This window comes from Pseudanabaena yagii GIHE-NHR1, assembly GCF_012863495.1.
Classification (GTDB): Bacteria; Cyanobacteriota; Cyanobacteriia; order Pseudanabaenales; family Pseudanabaenaceae; genus Pseudanabaena; species Pseudanabaena yagii.
This window is the reverse complement of sequence record NZ_JAAVJL010000001.1, coordinates 1,917,467-1,934,088: the sequence shown is the minus strand read 5'-3', so window position 1 is coordinate 1,934,088 and position 16,622 is coordinate 1,917,467. Positions and strand designations below refer to the sequence as shown.

13 protein-coding genes are annotated in these 16,622 nt (G+C 45.0%); 10 read left to right on the top strand and 3 right to left on the bottom strand.

All coding sequences use genetic code 11. From position 1 onward, the window contains the following. Positions 1-4 precede the first annotated feature (4 nt). From HC246_RS08990 to HC246_RS25480, 6 genes are all read left to right on the top strand, one after another. A complete protein-coding gene (locus HC246_RS08990) occupies positions 5-157 on the top strand; it encodes a hypothetical protein (protein ID WP_169363090.1) in 153 nt (50 codons plus the stop codon). A gap of 20 nt (positions 158-177) precedes the next feature. Then, a complete protein-coding gene (locus tag HC246_RS08985) occupies positions 178-330 on the top strand; it encodes a hypothetical protein (RefSeq protein ID WP_169363089.1) in 153 nt (50 codons plus the stop codon). Positions 331-661: 331 nt separating this feature from the next. Then, entirely contained in the window at positions 662-1,891 is a 1,230-nt protein-coding gene (locus HC246_RS08980; RefSeq protein WP_169363088.1) for a restriction endonuclease subunit S, read from the top strand. Between the two features lie 46 nt (positions 1,892-1,937). Beyond that, the gene (locus HC246_RS08975) at positions 1,938-2,219 is read left to right on the top strand and encodes a DUF2281 domain-containing protein (protein ID WP_169363087.1); all 282 of its coding nucleotides are present in this window, start codon (positions 1,938-1,940) and stop codon (positions 2,217-2,219) included. Then, positions 2,212-2,571: a type II toxin-antitoxin system PemK/MazF family toxin gene (locus HC246_RS08970; RefSeq protein ID WP_169363086.1), complete on the top strand. Its 360-nt coding sequence runs from the start codon at positions 2,212-2,214 to the stop codon at positions 2,569-2,571. The genes HC246_RS08975 and HC246_RS08970 overlap by 8 nt, the downstream gene beginning before the upstream one ends. A gap of 163 nt (positions 2,572-2,734) precedes the next feature. Then, entirely contained in the window at positions 2,735-7,240 is a 4,506-nt protein-coding gene (locus HC246_RS25480; protein WP_211167658.1) for a DEAD/DEAH box helicase family protein, read from the top strand. 113 nt (positions 7,241-7,353) lie between these two features. Here HC246_RS25480 and HC246_RS08955 read toward each other — a convergent pair whose 3' ends face one another. The 3 genes from HC246_RS08955 to HC246_RS08945 all read right to left on the bottom strand — a co-directional run bounded on the left by HC246_RS08955 (position 7,354) and on the right by HC246_RS08945 (position 12,163). Beyond that, positions 7,354-9,039 carry an alpha/beta hydrolase gene (locus HC246_RS08955; RefSeq protein WP_169363085.1) on the bottom strand — a complete coding sequence of 562 codons (1,686 nt, stop codon included), beginning with the start codon at positions 9,037-9,039 and terminating at the stop codon, positions 7,354-7,356. 129 nt (positions 9,040-9,168) lie between these two features. Further along, the gene (locus HC246_RS08950; RefSeq protein WP_169363084.1) at positions 9,169-10,782 is read right to left on the bottom strand and encodes a sensor histidine kinase; all 1,614 of its coding nucleotides are present in this window, start codon (positions 10,780-10,782) and stop codon (positions 9,169-9,171) included. Continuing rightward, positions 10,775-12,163 (bottom strand): TldD/PmbA family protein, encoded by a 1,389-nt coding sequence (locus HC246_RS08945; protein WP_169363083.1) that lies wholly within the window; start codon positions 12,161-12,163, stop codon positions 10,775-10,777. The genes HC246_RS08950 and HC246_RS08945 overlap by 8 nt, the downstream gene beginning before the upstream one ends. Positions 12,164-12,511: 348 nt before the next feature. On the opposite strand from HC246_RS08945, the gene HC246_RS08940 reads away from it, so the two are divergent. The 4 genes from HC246_RS08940 (at position 12,512) to pflA (ending at position 16,587) form a co-directional block, all read left to right on the top strand. Further along, complete coding sequence (locus HC246_RS08940; RefSeq protein ID WP_169363082.1) at positions 12,512-13,051, top strand: hypothetical protein; 540 nt, start codon at positions 12,512-12,514, stop codon at positions 13,049-13,051. Positions 13,052-13,060: 9 nt separating this feature from the next. Further along, the gene (locus HC246_RS08935; protein ID WP_169363081.1) at positions 13,061-13,261 is read left to right on the top strand and encodes a hypothetical protein; all 201 of its coding nucleotides are present in this window, start codon (positions 13,061-13,063) and stop codon (positions 13,259-13,261) included. A gap of 306 nt (positions 13,262-13,567) precedes the next feature. Then, positions 13,568-15,796: a formate C-acetyltransferase gene (gene pflB / locus HC246_RS08930; protein ID WP_169363080.1), complete on the top strand. Its 2,229-nt coding sequence runs from the start codon at positions 13,568-13,570 to the stop codon at positions 15,794-15,796. Between the two features lie 50 nt (positions 15,797-15,846). Next, the gene (pflA, locus tag HC246_RS08925; protein ID WP_169363079.1) at positions 15,847-16,587 is read left to right on the top strand and encodes a pyruvate formate-lyase-activating protein; all 741 of its coding nucleotides are present in this window, start codon (positions 15,847-15,849) and stop codon (positions 16,585-16,587) included. The last annotated feature ends 35 nt before the right edge of the window (positions 16,588-16,622 follow it).

Sequence of the window (16,622 nt, the reverse complement as noted above, 5' to 3'; positions counted from 1 at the left end):
GTCGATGGCTTCGACTCCACTTCGACAAGCTCAGTGCATCGCGCTCAGCCATCGGGCGGATCGCATTCAGTCATTGAGGGATCTGATAAAATCTAGCTCCCTGAGCGAAGTCGAAGGGACGGTAAACGAAGCAAAAAAGTCCCCGCCGCGTGGATAATTGGTCTGTCTACGTTGTCGATGGCTTCGACTCCACTTCGACAAGCTCAGTGCATCGCGCTCAGCCATCGGGCGGATCGCATTCAGTCATTGAGGGATCGCAATAAATCTAGCTCCCTGAGCGGAGTCGAAGGGACGGTAAACGAAGCAGAAAAGTCCCCGCCGCGTGGATAATTGATCTGTCTACGTTGTTGATGGCTTTGACTCCACTTCGGCAAGCTCAGTGTATCGCGCTCAGCCATCGGGCGATCGCATTCAGTCATTGAGGGATCTGATATTATCTAGCTCCCTGAGCGAAGTCGAAGGGACGGTAAACGAAGCAGAAAAGTCCCCGCCGCGTGGATAATTGGTCTGTCTACGTTCATGTTCCCTTCGACTTCGCTCAGGGAACGGCTTTCTACTTTGATCGGCGATCAGGCGGATCTATAAATAAAGCAGTAACTTGCTCCCTGAGCGAAGTCGAAGGGAACACACTTGGTAAGAATAATTTAGATGAGAGGCAGAAATGAAAAGCAATAAATCTCTTCCACTTTCAGAGGCATATTGGTTTCAAGAAGGTCCAGGGGTTCGTAAATGGCAATTTACAGACTCAGGAATCAAGCTTTTAAACGTTGGAAATATTGAAAAAAATGGGACACTAAACCTTGAAAAGACTGATCGCCATTTAAGTAAGGAAGAAGTAGCACAGAAATATTCACATTTTTTAGTTGACGAAGGCGATCTTGTAATTGCTAGTTCAGGGATATCGTTTGATGATGATGGATTGCTGCGGACTCGTGGAGCATTTGTAGAAAAGCATCAATTGCCACTTTGTCTAAATACAAGCACGATCCGATTTAAAGCAGTTGAAGGTATTTCAGAGCTTTCATTTCTAAGATTTTGGCTTGATAGTCGTGAGTTTCGTTCGCAAATAACAAAATTAGTTACTGGTTCGGCTCAACAAAATTTTGGTCCATCGCATCTTAAAGCGATTAAAATCAAACTCCCTCCGATCGCTGAACAAAAACGTATAGCAGAGATACTCGATCGCACTCAGTCACTAATATCAAAACGCAAAGAGGCGATCGCAAAACTCGACACCCTCACCCAATCAATCTTCCTAGAAATGTTCGGCGATCCTGTCATAAATCCGAAAGGATGGAATGAAGACAAAACCTTAGGAGAAGTTGCTGATATAGTTTCAGGAATTACAAAAGGACGAAAGCTAAACGGTCAGAGTGTTCGAGAAGTTCCTTATTTAGCTGTTGTTAATGTTCAAGATCACAAACTTGATCTGAGTGTAATAAAAACAATTGAAGCCAAAGAAGATGAAATCGAACGCTATAGATTGCAAGTAAATGATTTAGTTCTCACTGAAGGAGGCGATCCTGATAAGTTAGGCAGAGGTACTATTTGGCATGGTGAACTACCTGAATGTATTCACCAAAATCATATTTTTCGAGTTCGCATTAAATTAAATGAACTGCATCCAAGATTTTTGATGTGGTTGATTGGCAGTAAAAGAGGGAAAAGCTACTTTCTCAAGTCAGCAAAACAAACAACAGGTATTGCATCTATCAACATGACCCAATTAAAAGGTTTTCCCGTTTTGATACCACCTCTCCAACTACAAAAAGAATTTGCTCAACGAGTCGAAGCCGTAGAAAAACTCAAAGCGACACATCGCGCATCCCTTAGCCAACTCGAAGCCCTCTTTGCCTCATTACAGCATCGTGCCTTTAGAGGAGAGTTGTAGCTTAGATAAAATTCATTTAAAGTATAGAAATAATGGAGAAAAAGCCATGCAAACCACCACAGCGATCGAGCAAACAATCTTAAATAACATCCGCCAACTACCACCCGAAAAGCAACAAGAAGTCCTCGACTTCACCGAAGCCCTTCGCAAAAAACTTGTACCAAAAAATAAGCTATCCATGCGCCAAATCGCCAAACTGCCTCTAGCCCAAAGGCATAAGTACCTCGCGCAATACATCCCCGCAACCGCCCAAGACTTTCGTAACGACCCAGAACTAACCGAATTTTCGGTACTCGACACCGCAGACTGGGATATTGGCTATGAGTAATCCCAATCGTGGTGAAATATGGCTAGTTGACCTCAATCCAACCAGAGGACAAGAGCTTCAGAAAATCCGTCCAGTAGTAGTTATTAGTGCTGAATCCTTTAACTCTATTCCTTTAAGGATTGTCATCCCGATTACAAGCTGGCAAGAAAAATTTAGCGATCGCCCCTTCATGGTCAAAATTGAAGCCAGTTCAGATAATCAACTAGACCGCGACTCGGCAGGAAACGTCTTACAAGTTCGCAGCCTGTCCACAGAAAGATTTGTCAAACAGTTGGGGCAAGTATCCGATGAAACTCTACAGGAACTCTTATCTTGTCTAATTGTTTGTGTCGATTATGAGCCAAGCGATTAGATAGCATCAGTATTAGTACGTTCAGCATCTAAAGCTCAAAACTAGCAATAAACTTTTTAAATTAAGGTTAACAAGTTTTCAAAATGCTGAATAGACAAGGTTTTCTAAAGCATACTCTTAAAACTTTCGGGCTATAGATTGCAGTTTACTAGGATATAGAAACATGGCACAATTCACCTTTCTCAAACCAGAATTTCCCGCAATCTACGAATCCGCCCACAAAGCCTTTAGAACCGCCTACCGCGATCCGCGTACAGCCTGTTTCTATGCCCGTCGCGCCCTAGAACTAACCGTAAATTGGCTATACAAATACGACACAACCCTGAGACTCCCCTATCAAGACAACCTCAGCGCCCTAGTCCACGAGCCAACCTTTAAAACCCTAGTCGGCGAAGCCGTCTTTTACAAAGCCAAATACATCATCCGACTAGGCAACCTCGCAGTCCATAACGAGCGAGCCGTCCCCGCCAACGATGCCATTAATGCAGTTCGTGAATTTTTTCATGTCGCCTACTGGTTAGCCCACAACTACGGACGCACCCACAAACCCGATCCATCCCTCAAATTTGATCCAGAATTAATACCCAAGGCTTCGACCTCGCTCAGCCAACAGAGACAACCTAGCTCCCTGAGCGGAGTCGAAGGGACGGCAACCACAGCCGCACAACTCAAAAAACTAGAACAAGATCTAAGCGATCGCGATGAAAAACTATCCATACTGTTAGCCGATAAAAATGCGATCGATGATGAACTAAAACGCCTCCGCGCCGAACTCGCCGAAGCCAAAAAAGCGAATACCTCGCAACCAGATACCCACGACTATTCTGAAGCTCAAACCCGTGACCTATTTATCGACCTGTTATTACAGGAATCAGGATGGGTATTGGCTTCGGCTCCGCTCAGCCAGCGTAGACAACCTAGCTCCCTGAGCGAAGTCGAAGGGACGACAAACGCAGCAGGAAATATTACAGGGAACGAAGGGACGACAAACGCAGCAGGAGATGCTAGTGGGGTATTGGCTTCGACTCCGCTCAGCCAGCGTAGTTCTTCACTCAGCCAGCGTAGACAACCTAGCTCCCTGAGCGAAGTCGAAGGGACGACAAACGCAGCAGGAAATATTACAGGGAACGAAGGGACGACAAACGCAGCAGGAGATGCTAGTGGGGTATTGGCTTCGACTCCGCTCAGCCAGCGTAGTTCTTCACTCAGCCAGCGTAGACAACCTAGCTCCCTGAGCGCCAGCCCTGAGCGGAGTCGAAGGGAAGTCGAAGGGACGGTAAACGTAGCAAGAGAATTCCAAGTCTCAGGAATGCCCAATGAGACAGGTAAAGGCTTTGTCGATTATGTCCTCTGGGGCAACGATGGCAAGCCCCTCGCCCTAGTCGAAGCCAAACGCACCAAAAAAGACCCAAGGATAGGACAACAGCAAGCAAAACTCTATGCCGATTGTCTCGAAGCCCAATTTGGACAACGCCCGATCATCTTCTACACCAACGGCTACGAGCATTGGCTATGGGATAACACCAACTATCCACCCCGACAAGTACATGGCTTTTACAAAAAATCTGAACTAGAACTACTTATCCAACGCCGCACCACCCAGAAACCTCTCGCCGAGGCAAACATCAATCCTGCGATCGCCTCCCGCCATTACCAAGCCCGCGCCATCCGCAAAGTCTCCGAAGCCTTCGAGCAGAACAAAGAGCGCAAAGTCCTAATTATCATGGCGACAGGCGCAGGCAAAACTAGAACTGCGATCGCCCTAGTCGATTTACTCATGCGTTGCAACTGGGTCAAACGCGCTCTATTTCTCGCTGATCGCATTTCCCTAGTCAACCAAGCGATCAACGTATTCAAAAAACATCTACCCGACTCCGCACCCGTCAACCTACTTACCGAAAAAGACACCGAAGGGCGCGTCTACGCCTCTACCTATGCCACGATGATGGGGCTAATCAACGGTACTACAAACGGACAAAAGCGCTTTGGTGTCGGACATTTTGACCTAATCATCATTGATGAAGCCCATCGCTCTGTCTTCCAGAAATACCGTCATATTTTTAATTACTTCGATTGCTTACTACTTGGACTCACCGCCACACCAAAAGATGAAATCGATCGCAACACCTACGGCTTATTTGACCTCGAAAACGGTGTACCTACCGATGCTTATCAACTAGAAGATGCTGTCAAAGATGGCTATCTAGTCCCTACACAAGCCATATCCGTACCCCTCAAATTTCAACGGGAAGGTATCAAATATGATGAACTTTCGGAAGCAGAAAAAGATGAATGGGATGCACTGGAATGGGATGAAGAAGGCAATATTCCCGATCGCATTGAAGCAGGGGCATTAGACCAGTGGTTATTTAATCAAGACACTGCGGACAAGGTGCTAGAGCATCTGATGACCAGAGGCTTAAAAGTAGCAGGAGGAGATCGGCTTGGTAAAACGATCATCTTCGCCAAAAATCAAAAACACGCTGAATTTATCGAAGACCGCTTTAATGCCAATTACCCACACCTCAAAGGTGAATTTGCCCGACTGATCACCAATAGAACTCCCTATGCTCAAAGCCTAATCGATGACTTTTCTAAAAAGGATAAAGCCCCACATATCGCCATCTCTGTCGATATGCTCGACACAGGCATCGATGTCCCTGAAGTCGTTAACCTAGTCCTTTTCAAACTGGTACGCTCCAAAACTAAATTTTGGCAAATGGTCGGACGCGGCACTCGTCTTTGCCCCGATCTATTTGGCGATGGTCAAGACAAACAATTTTTCTACCTATTCGACTACTGCCAAAATCTCGAATTTTTTAAACAGAATATTCCAACCATTGACGCGCCTATCCCTAAGTCTCTAGGCAAGCAACTATTTACCACCAGACTAGACCTAATCGCTGCGCTAGACAAAAAATATAGCTCCCTGAGCGAATCAAGATCTAGCTCCCTGAGCGAAGTCGAAGGGACGGCAAACGAAGCAGAAAATCTCGAAGGGAGTCAAGAAATAATCGCCGCAGTCGAAAATGCTAGTGAGGTTTTGGCTTCGACTTCCCTTCGACAAGCTCAGGGCATCGCGCTCAGCCAGCGTAGAGCATCTAGCTCCCTGAGCGAATCAAGATCTAGCTCCCTGAGCGAAGTCGAAGGGACGGCAAACGAAGCAGAAAATCTCGAAGGGAGTCAAGAAATAATCGCCGCAGTCGAAAATGCTAGTGAGGTTTTGGCTTCGACTTCCCTTCGACAAGCTCAGGGCATCGCGCTCAGCCAGCGTAGAGCATCTAGCTCCCTGAGCGAATCAAGATCTAGCTCCCTGAGCGAAGTCGAAGGGACGGCAAACGAAGCAGAAAATCTCGAAGGGAGTCAAGAAATAATCGCCGCAGTCGAAAATGCTAGTGAGGTTTTGGCTTCGACTTCCCTTCGACAAGCTCAGGGCATCGCGCTCAGCCAGCGTAGAGCATCTAGCTCCCTGAGTGAATCAAAATCCAGCTCCCTGAGCGAAGTCGAAGGGACGGCAAACGAAGCAGAAGATGCTAGTGAGGTTTTGGCTTCGACTTCCCTTCGACAAGCTCAGGTCATCGCGCTCAGCCAGCGTATATCCCAATTAAAAGATGATGGAGCCACCTACAATCCAACAAGTAATCCCGAATCATCACTCCGCAACCAGATCGCGCAGATCCTTTACTCAGAGGTTGCTGCAATGAATATTGAAAACTTCATCGTGCGCCCCAAGAGACGACTTATTGAAAAATACAATAATCCCGAAGTGTGGCGATCGCTATCAGAACAAGACCTAAACGAACTCAGCCAAGAAATTGCAGGATTACCCGCGCAAACTGAACCCGAAGCCGAAGAAATTAAAAGGTTTGACATTCTCATCCTCAAATTACAACTAGCTATCTTGCGATCGCACTCATCATTTACACGGCTACGCGATCAGGTTAAGGCGATCGCTAATCTACTAGAGCAAAAGTCATCTATCCCCCTAGTCCAAGCCCAACTAGAACTAATTCAAGAAATCCAAACCGATGAATGGTGGCAAGACGTAACCTTGCCCATGCTAGAAGCCGTCCGCAAACGCCTACGCAGTCTAGTTAAACTCATCGAAAAACAACAGCGTCAACCGATCTATACCAATTTTGAGGACGAGATGGGTGATGAAACGATTGTCGAATTACCTCACTTCACCTCATCCGATAGCTTTGAAAAATTCCGAGCTAAAGCTAGAGACTTTTTGCGATCGCATCAAGACCAGATGGTTATTTTCAAACTCAGAAACAATAAACAACTCACAGCAACCGATCTATCAGAGCTAGAGACAATCTTGCTGGAAAACGGTTTGGGCAATGCTGAAGACCTAGACCGTGCTAAGCAAGAATCTCACGGTCTAGGCTTATTTGTGCGATCACTAATTGGACTAGATCGAGAAGTCGCTAAGCAAGAATTTGGTAAATTTCTCACCGATAAAACTCTAAATGCTAACCAAATCGAGTTTATCAACATGATCATAGACTACCTCACCGAACGTGGCGCGATCGATGCAGCAAGTCTCTATGAATCACCATTTACAGACTTTGCACCTCAAGGAGTTGATAGCTTATTCACATCTTCTCAAACAGATGAATTATTCGCTCTGCTAGATGATGTTTCTGCCAAAGCTGCTGCATAAAGTTATAGTCATTTTAAATAGCAGAGGGGCTTCGACTTCGCTCAGCCCTCGGTGTAAGGTAGCTGAGCGAAGTCGAAGCTTAAGGTAGCTGAGCGAAGTCGAAGCTGTAGTTTTTATTTACTGATCGCCGCGTCAACTTGCTCCATGCTGAGCGATCGCAATAGGCTTGCCTGTGCGGAGGGGGAAGAGATATTTACAAAATATTCAGTGGTTAGGTAATCGGCATAGCTAGGCTCTTGGGCTAGGTGATTCTTGAAGAATGCTACACTTAACAACTTCAAATATCCCTGTGAAGCGATCGGATTTGCGCCTGCTAAAGCGTTACTCACTTCGGGACTGAGGCGATCGCCTGAAGTAATGGCAGTTACGGCGGTATGACCTGAGCCATTAAATAGTAATAAGTACCGACTGGGATTAGTTAACCATGTAAAGGGGACGATTTGCTCCGAGGCTACAGGTGCAAAGGTATCGCCTGAGCTGCCGACAATTGCGATTGGAACCGTGATTTTACTGAGAGCCGCTTTACCTAGTACGTGACTGGTTACAGGGTTAACTGCGATCGCCGCCGCAATACGTTTATCTCCCAACTTATATTCTTGTTTGGGGAGTCCTAGGGCAACACATTGCAGGAGCAAAGAAGCATTCCATTTATATTTACCTTGGCAAACTTCTTCTAAATCAGAGAACTGAATCTGAGCATCACTCACTAGTGCAAGGGCTGCATAACCACCAAAGGAATGTCCAATCATGCCCACATTTTTCCAATTAATATTGGCGATATTGGGATTGTTTACGTTTGGTGATGCTTCTAGGAAATTGAGGACTGCCGTAATATCATTGGGTCGGGCGATGAAGCTCTCTGGTGGGGCGATCTCACTAGTAACACCAATAATTAATTTGTCCAATTGCTCGGCACTACTAGTGGGGGATACTGTTAAAACTACTGCAAATCCGTAGGAAGCTAGATGTTCTGCCAAATAGAGCAATGGTTCTCGACTAGAAATTAGTCCAGGATAGATAATGATTGCGGGGAGCTTGGCTTTGGTGGTGGAATTGGATGATTGAGGAATGAAGAGATAAAATGGAATCTCATAGCTCTTGTTGAGAGAAGGTGCTTTTAAGCTATATCGATCCCATTTACTGTTTCCTGCATTCCGCAAATCAGGTAGTTGATTGGGAGATTGCGCTGGTGATGCTTTCGCCTGTTTAGTAGCTTCACTATTAACCATCTGCACTACCTGCTGAGTGTTTTGCAGTAGATCGCTTAGTTCGCTAACGGTTTGTAATCCTGCTTGAATGTCAAAATAAATATCTGAAGTAGGGAATTTGCGTAAGAAGTTGAGTAACGATAGTCCATTCTGTTTATCAACAGTCGCTAGAACCGCAGCAGCACGAATGGCACGATTGCCTGATAGATTGGGCCCCGTTTTGATAAATGTGCCAAGGATATCTAGCGCTCTTTCCCCTTGAGATGTGTAGAGAAATCGTGATAGCAAAACTACAGAAATATCTGCTCTTTCAGTTAAGATGCGCCGAAAATTTGCCATATCTGCTGCGGAAATATAGCGAGATGCCATGTCTAATGCGCCACGCAATTCGCCTGTTTTGGAGAAAGTTTCTAAGTCATCAACTGAGACGGAAACCTCAAAAATATTAAATTGGAAATTGAGTGTTTCGGCGGCTTCGCTAGGTTTGACGTTGACCCCTAAGCCAATTGCACTTAGCAAAATCATCAAAGCCGCAGATCGGGTAACCAATTTTGAGGAAATATTGGCGATCGCATTAGGTAAATATTTCATATAGAGCAACCTGTGAGGATTTCCCTAGAGGTTAACATGCAAATAATCTTGGCAGAATTTAAGTAGCATGAATCTATAGAATTTGTTTATTGTTGGTTTTTAATTTAGTGCAACGTACAAAAAATATCACTATAGGTTTGACTCGAAGATGAAATGAAAACTTGTACCTGTATCACAAGATAGATCTAATTTGGCTCTGAGTTGCTGCGTCAGAATCTTCACTAATCTGAGACCCAAAGAAGCAGTGGAATTCACATCAATATTTTGAGGAATACCAACGCCATTATCACGAATAGTTAATTGCAACCTGCGAAGCTCAGTATCAGTATCTTCATACAAAATTACCTCGATTAATCCCTTCAGGTTATTGGGAAATGCATGTTTAAAAGAATTAGTGAGCAACTCATTAACAATTAAACCTAAAGAAATTGCTGTATCAATGTTTAGTAAAGTTGGCTGCAGGTCTAACTTTAGTTCAATTTGATCAATATTAAAATTACTCGAACTATAGAGATTGACAACGAGACGTTGCAGATATTCACAGAAATCAACTCTGCCCACATCTTGGGAATGATATAACTGCTCATGAATGAGAGACATGGTATGTATGCGGCGTTGACTATCTGAGAGAGATTTCAATGCTTCGATGTCACTGACATACCTCGCTTGCATCGATAGTAAACTGTCAACGACACTCAAATTATTCTTGACGCGATGATGGATTTCTCTCAACAGGACTTCTTTTTCTGCTAGAGAGGCTTGGAGGCGATTTTCGACCTCTTTTAATTCTGTAATATCTGAAGCAGCACCAATTGTTTGTTTGACTGTGCCATCGGGATTGCAGAGGAAGACTGTTTCTTGACTATAGAACCATTTCCATTTGCCATGAGAATCTTTCATGCGGTATTCAAATAGAAATAGGTCATCAAATTTTTTATGACGGACGCTTGCATAATGCTCTTTGATTTTCGATAAGTCGTCGGGATGGATGACGATATTGAGCAGCGAATCTCCCATCGCTTGAATTTCTAAGGGGGTATAACCAAGAATATGATGGATAGTCTGATTGCAATAGACATTGCGATTTTCGTCAATGTCGTAAATGTAAATAATGTTGGGGGTTGTATCGGTAATTCTTTGGATAAATTGTTGACTTTCTTTGAGTGCTTGCTCGGCTTGCTTGCGAGTGATGGCGATCGCAATATAAGTCACAATGGTTTGCGTTAATTGCACCTCCTCATCATTAAACTGGCGTGGAATATCAAAATACGCCACAATATCGCCAAGATGTCGATTCTCGTATTCGAGGGGAAATACCGCCCATGCACCGATATTTTCTGATTGACAAATAGTTTGTAAAAAGCGATCGCTAGGAAATACGGCACAGTGAGGAAAGAGTCTTGCTTTTAACTCTACTCGATGCAATGGATCATCAAAAAAGCCTTCGATCGCTTGTTTGAAATCTTCACTAATCCCGACGGACTCTTGATATTTCAAACTATAGTTAGCGTCAGAAGTCATCAGGGCAGCACGGGAAGTTCGCAATGCAGGACAGATACAATTTAGGGCAATTTGATAAATCTCATTGAGGGTTTGAGCAGCATTCAACGCTGACACAAAGTCGTACATTAATCGCAGTCGTGTGAGTTGCAAATTTAACCGATCTTCGTTTCGCTGTTGCTCTGCGATCGTTTCTACTAACTGTAGGTTGACTTCTTTAAGTTCTGTACGAATTTTAGTCATTTGCTTCACCTCCGACGATCGCATTTCTAATTCTCAAACTAGGAGAACCGCAACCAACGGCAAGCCCACTCTGTCCGCCTTTGCCACAACCGCCCGACTCATCCCACAAAAAGTCATCACCGATCGCTTCAATATCCGCTAAGGTCTCAAATACATTCCCTGAAAGGGTGACATCTCTGACTGGTTCGGCAATTTTGCCATCACGAATCATCCAAGCTTCTCCAGCCGTAAAGGTAAACATCTCACCATTGGTCATCCCCTCTTGCCAATTTTTGGCATATACGCCAACGGGAATATCATGGAATAAATCGGCTACGGGCGTTTGACCGCGCCCAATCCAAGTATTCGTCATGCGAACAATTGGAGGATAGTGATAATCCAAACATCTGGCATTGCCTGTCACCTGTTCACCGAGTTTGCCTGCGGTCTCGCGAGAATGCAGTCTACCTACCAATACACCATCCTTAATTAACTGGGTGGTACTTGCAGGGACACCCTCATCATCATAGAGATAGCTGCCGCGATGTTCCGCAGGTGCAGCTCCATCAAAAATCTGTAGATCCTTGGAGCCAAATCTGCGACCAATGCTCATCGTTTCCAACATATCGGGATTTTCATAGAGCATATCTGCTTCGGAGAGATGTCCAAAGGCTTCATGGACAAATAGTCCCGCCAAAATGGGATCGATGACGACGGTATAGCTATTGCCTTGCACATTAGGTAAATCTAGGGCAGTCACTGCTCGCTGGGCTGCACCGATCACCTGTTGATCTAAATTCAATAAATCTGTATAGGTACGCCTTGAGCCAAAGGTTTCGCGACCTGTTTGCACAATATCCCCTTTTCGCGCCGTTGCGGAGCAGCGCATTTCCCAATCTGCCCATTCTTGCTCGATCATTGTGCCTTCGGAATTGGCAAATATCACTTGTTGCGTGCAATCTCCGTAGCGAACAGCCGTACTCACGACGTGATCAGAAACCGATCGCAAAATATCACTGTAATGAGCGCATAGGTCTTTTTTCGCCATTAGGTCGATGCGTTGAGGGTTTTCCTTCACTAGAGAGACCTTTGCCTGCACAGGGGCAACCTCAGCAAGAATCGTTTCTTCATTACCCACCCATTTTGCTGCGGCGATCGCTTCTTGGAGTTTACTTTCTAAGTTATGGAGATTGTTAAAGCTTGCAAATCCCCAACCGCCTTTGTGACAAGCTCGCACCTGTCCGCCAATGGAGATGCCTGTACTCAAGGTTTCTACTTTACTACTGCGTAAAAAAATATCCGCACCCTGCGATCTCTCTAAGCGAATTGCAAAAAAATCTACTTGAGATTTGTACTTGTTCACTAAGTCTGAAAGTTGATCCTTAACTTGCCATATATCCATATACGAAGCTCACAAGAACAGGTGGGGAATGTGTCTCATCTGCGATTATGGCACAAAAATATCGTTTTTGTGTACTGGGATCATAAATTCATAGCTGTATTTCTATGAAAATTAAATATGTATGTCTATTGATTTTGTCCTTAGGGACTTGCTGATAAAAAATGTCCCACCAAAGTTATCTAGCTTCGACTCCGCTCAGCTAACGTTCGACTTCACTCAGCTAACGTTGGCTGAGCGAAGTCGAAGCCACAGGTACTTTAATTAATAGCAAGTCCCTTACAGTCTGCATTTAGGGAACATTTGGGTGGAGAAAACGACTAAAATAGAAGTTAAGGAGGTGATGCAATTATGCTGCGTACCAATAATCTCCTCAAAGATATGGCGATCGCTTTGTTAGTGATTTCCTCAAGCTTGTTCGCAAGTTCTTCAATTAATTCGCAAACCCAACCACAACAGGCGATCGCTGCTTTAGGTAATGGCAGTTATCAATTTTGTAGTAAGCCCAAACCTCAAAAGCTCGATGGTGCAGGTGTCTGTTTTAACTTCACGAAAATAGGCGATCGCGTGGATGGATATTATGGCTATCCGCATAGTGATGACTTGATCTGCCTAAGGGGGGAAATTCTTGGCAATACAGTTGCGGGGGAAGCCCTAGCAGTTTCTTGGGCTGGTAGGGAATGGACTAATATTCCTAAAACTGAATTTAAATGGGATGAAGAAGGTCATTTAAGCCTCAATCATTACAAAATTATTCGTAGCTCCAAGGGCAATGATAGAGGCGATCGCAATGAATGGATTTTATTCCAACAAGCTACATTAGACATTGCAGGATTCTATCGATATTCACAACCTTTAATGACTTCCCCATCCCAACTTTGTCAATGGTAACAAAAGCTAATGTGTCGCTCGCTACGCAGACGGTACATTGGGGATCTGCTGAACATTCTCACTGATGTTACATGGAAGTCTTCTAAAGCCCTCTCCCACTTCGACAGGCTCAGTGCATCGCCTAGTCCCTCTCCCGCAGGAGAGGGGGATTTAGGTTTTGCTCCCCTTCTCCTGCGGGAGAAGGGGTTGGGGGATGAGGGGCGATTCTAGTTCCACGTAACATCAGATTCTCAATAAGAGATTCACTTCGCAATACTATCTTTCTATTGTCAATAATCACTTCCTTCCATAGAAGAGACAAGTAGCTAAACCTAGAATCGTGAGCCGCCCGCATAGCAGGCAGCTTGCAGAATGGGTTTTTTTGAGTCTGCATCCCCTGATTGGATTAGATTTTGCGAGTTAACTTTTGTAATAAGATTCCTGCTATTTCCTTGAGAGATTAATTGGTAAACCTATAATAGAACTGAAAGATAAAGACACTCTTATCTTTCAGACACAACATTGGAGGTTAAAGCAATGTATGTAGAATGGCAGGGCTTTACAGAAGGCAGTTGGACAAAAGAGATTAACGTTAGAGATTTTATCCAAAAGAATTACACACCCTACGAAGGAACTGCTGAGTTTCTGGTTGCACCAACCACTAGAACCCAGCAGCTTTGGAGTGAAGTGTTAGAACTGATGAAACTAGAACACCAAAAGGGAATTTTGGATGTTGATACGAAGGTTCCTGCTGGGATCACAGCCCATGATGCAGGATATATTAATCGTGAACTAGAACAAATTGTTGGTTTACAGACAGATAAGCCCCTCAAACGCGCCATCATGCCCTATGGCGGTATCCGAGTGGTGAAAGCGGGACTGGAAGCCTATGGCTATCAACTTGATCCCGCTACAGAGGAAGTTTTTACTAAATATCGCAAAACCCATAATGATGGCGTATTTGATGCCTATACCACGGAAATGCGGAAGGCAAGGAAATCGGGGATCATTACAGGCTTGCCCGATGCCTATGGACGGGGACGGATTATTGGCGATTATCGTCGGGTAGCGCTCTATGGTGTCGATCGCCTCATCGATGACAAGAAGACCCAAAAGGAATCCCTTGATGTCGATGTCATGGATGAAGAAACCATTCGTCTAAGGGAAGAGCTATCGGAACAAATTCGCGCCTTGTTTGAACTCAAGGAAATGGCAGCGAAATACGGCTTTGATATTGGTCGTCCTGCCATGACCGCTAAAGAAGCTGTGCAATGGCTCTATTTTGGCTACCTAGGGGCAGTCAAAGAACAAAATGGGGCTGCGATGTCCCTCGGTCGGGTTTCGACGTTTCTAGACATCTATTTCGAGCGTGATTTGCAGAATGGCGCGATCGCGGAAGTGGAATTGCAAGAGTTAATCGATCATTTCGTAATGAAGTTACGCATGGTGCGTTTCTTGCGTACCCCTGACTACAATGATCTATTCTCAGGCGATCCCACATGGGTGACTGAAGCGATCGGAGGGATGAGTGCTGATGGTCGGACTTTAGTTACCAAAAACAGTTTCCGATTCTTGCATACATTGGTCAATCTGGGAGCAGCGCCAGAGCCTAACTTGACGGTTTTATGGTCAGAACATTTACCCGAAAACTTTAAACAGTTCTGCGCGAAGGTATCCAGCGATACTAGTTCCATTCAGTATGAAAACGATGACCTGATGCGTCCCACCTATGGCGATGACTATGCGATCGCCTGTTGTGTGTCAGTCATGCGAATTGGTAAGCAGATGCAATTCTTTGGTGCGAGGGTCAATCTTGCCAAGACGCTACTCTATGCAATCAATGGTGGTAAGGATGAGAAGTCTGGGGATCAAGTTGCGCCCAACTTCGCACCAATTACTAGTGAGTATCTGAATTATCAAGAAGTTAACGATCGCTTGCAGCAAATGATGGCATGGTTGGCGAAGGCATATATCAATACGTTGAATGTCATTCACTACATGCATGACAAGTATTGCTACGAGCGCATCGAAATGGCATTGCATGATCGCGATGTCTATCGAACGATGGCTTGTGGTATTGCAGGTCTATCGGTCGTCACCGACTCGCTCTCGGCGATTAAATATGCCAAGGTGAAGGTGATTCGCAACGAGCAAGGCTTGGCGGTAGATTACGAAACCGAAGGCGAATATCCCAAGTATGGCAATAACGATGATCGCGTCGATAATATCGCTGTTGACCTCGTGGCAAGGTTCATGAATGAGATTCGCAAACATCCCGCTTATCGCCATGCCGTACCTACGCAATCGGTACTCACGATTACTTCTAACGTGGTCTATGGCAAGAAAACGGGTAACACTCCCGATGGACGTAGGGCTGGTGAACCCTTTGCCCCTGGTGCAAATCCGATGCATGGACGTGATTGTTGCGGCGCGATCGCCTCGCTCTCATCGGTTGCCAAATTGCCCTACAGCGATTGTCAGGACGGTATCTCGAATACCTTCTCGATTATGCCAAGTGCCTTGGGTAGACAGGAAAGCGATCGCACAAATAACCTCGTTGGCTTGCTCGATGGCTATTTCCACGATGGTGGTCATCACATTAATGTGAATGCCCTCGATCGCAGTACCTTAATGGATGCAATGGAACATCCTGAAAACTATCCACAGTTGACAATTCGGGTTTCGGGCTATGCCGTGAACTTCATCAAGCTCACCCGAGAGCAGCAATTGGATGTGATTAAACGCACGTTCCATGAACGAGTATAGTTTTAAAAAAGTGCCGCAAGCGGCACTTTTTTAGACAAATAGGAGATTCTATGGCTGGAATTGGACGCATTCATTCGATTGAAACTTTTGGTACGGTAGACGGGCCGGGGATCAGATTTATTGTATTTACTCAGGGCTGTCCCCTCCGTTGTCTCTATTGTCATAACCCAGACTGTCGCAATGCCCATGATGGGAAAGAAGTTACCGTTGACTATCTGATTGATGAGATCAAAAAATGTAAATCCTTCATTCGCAAAGGCGGCGTAACCGTCAGTGGTGGCGAACCGCTGATGCAGCCAGAATTTACCAGAGAAATCTTTAAGCGTTGTCATGAAATTGGCTTACACACAGCCCTTGATACATCGGGGTATTGTGCATTAGAAGTGGCGCAACCCGTTCTCGCCGAAACCGATTTGGTGTTACTGGATATTAAATCCTATATTCCCGAACTCTATTACCAAGTTACCAGTGTTTCCATCGAGCCAACCTTAGCCATGGCAAGATATCTCAGCGAGATCAAGAAACCTGTTTGGATTCGGTTCGTTTTAGTACCGCATCTCACCGATAACATTGCTAATGTTAATCAACTTGCCGATTTTATCGCCACCTTAACTAATGTCGAAAGATTGGAAGTTTTACCATTTCACAAAATGGGGGAATATAAATGGGAGCAACTAGGCCTGCCCTATTCCCTCAAAGACACACCACCAGCACCACCCGAACTAGTGCAGCAAACGGTTGATATCTTCCGCGATCGCGGAATCAATGCACTTGGGGCGGTAGGGATTTAACTGTTAGCTATTAGCTGTTAGCTATTAGCCACAAT

Excerpts from the sequence above, each read along its gene's own strand:
- HC246_RS08990 (WP_169363090.1), top strand. The coding sequence starts at position 5 with ATGGCTTCGACTCCACTTCGACAAGCTCAGTGCATCGCGCTCAGCCAT.
- HC246_RS08985 (WP_169363089.1), top strand. The coding sequence starts at position 178 with ATGGCTTCGACTCCACTTCGACAAGCTCAGTGCATCGCGCTCAGCCAT.
- HC246_RS08980 (WP_169363088.1), top strand. The coding sequence starts at position 662 with ATGAAAAGCAATAAATCTCTTCCACTTTCAGAGGCATATTGGTTTCAA.
- HC246_RS08975 (WP_169363087.1), top strand. The coding sequence starts at position 1,938 with ATGCAAACCACCACAGCGATCGAGCAAACAATCTTAAATAACATCCGC.
- HC246_RS08970 (WP_169363086.1), top strand. The coding sequence starts at position 2,212 with ATGAGTAATCCCAATCGTGGTGAAATATGGCTAGTTGACCTCAATCCA.
- HC246_RS25480 (WP_211167658.1), top strand. The coding sequence starts at position 2,735 with ATGGCACAATTCACCTTTCTCAAACCAGAATTTCCCGCAATCTACGAA.
- HC246_RS08955 (WP_169363085.1), bottom strand. The coding sequence starts at position 9,039 with ATGAAATATTTACCTAATGCGATCGCCAATATTTCCTCAAAATTGGTT.
- HC246_RS08950 (WP_169363084.1), bottom strand. The coding sequence starts at position 10,782 with ATGACTAAAATTCGTACAGAACTTAAAGAAGTCAACCTACAGTTAGTA.
- HC246_RS08945 (WP_169363083.1), bottom strand. The coding sequence starts at position 12,163 with ATGGATATATGGCAAGTTAAGGATCAACTTTCAGACTTAGTGAACAAG.
- HC246_RS08940 (WP_169363082.1), top strand. The coding sequence starts at position 12,512 with ATGCTGCGTACCAATAATCTCCTCAAAGATATGGCGATCGCTTTGTTA.
- HC246_RS08935 (WP_169363081.1), top strand. The coding sequence starts at position 13,061 with ATGTGTCGCTCGCTACGCAGACGGTACATTGGGGATCTGCTGAACATT.
- pflB (WP_169363080.1), top strand. The coding sequence starts at position 13,568 with ATGTATGTAGAATGGCAGGGCTTTACAGAAGGCAGTTGGACAAAAGAG.
- pflA (WP_169363079.1), top strand. The coding sequence starts at position 15,847 with ATGGCTGGAATTGGACGCATTCATTCGATTGAAACTTTTGGTACGGTA.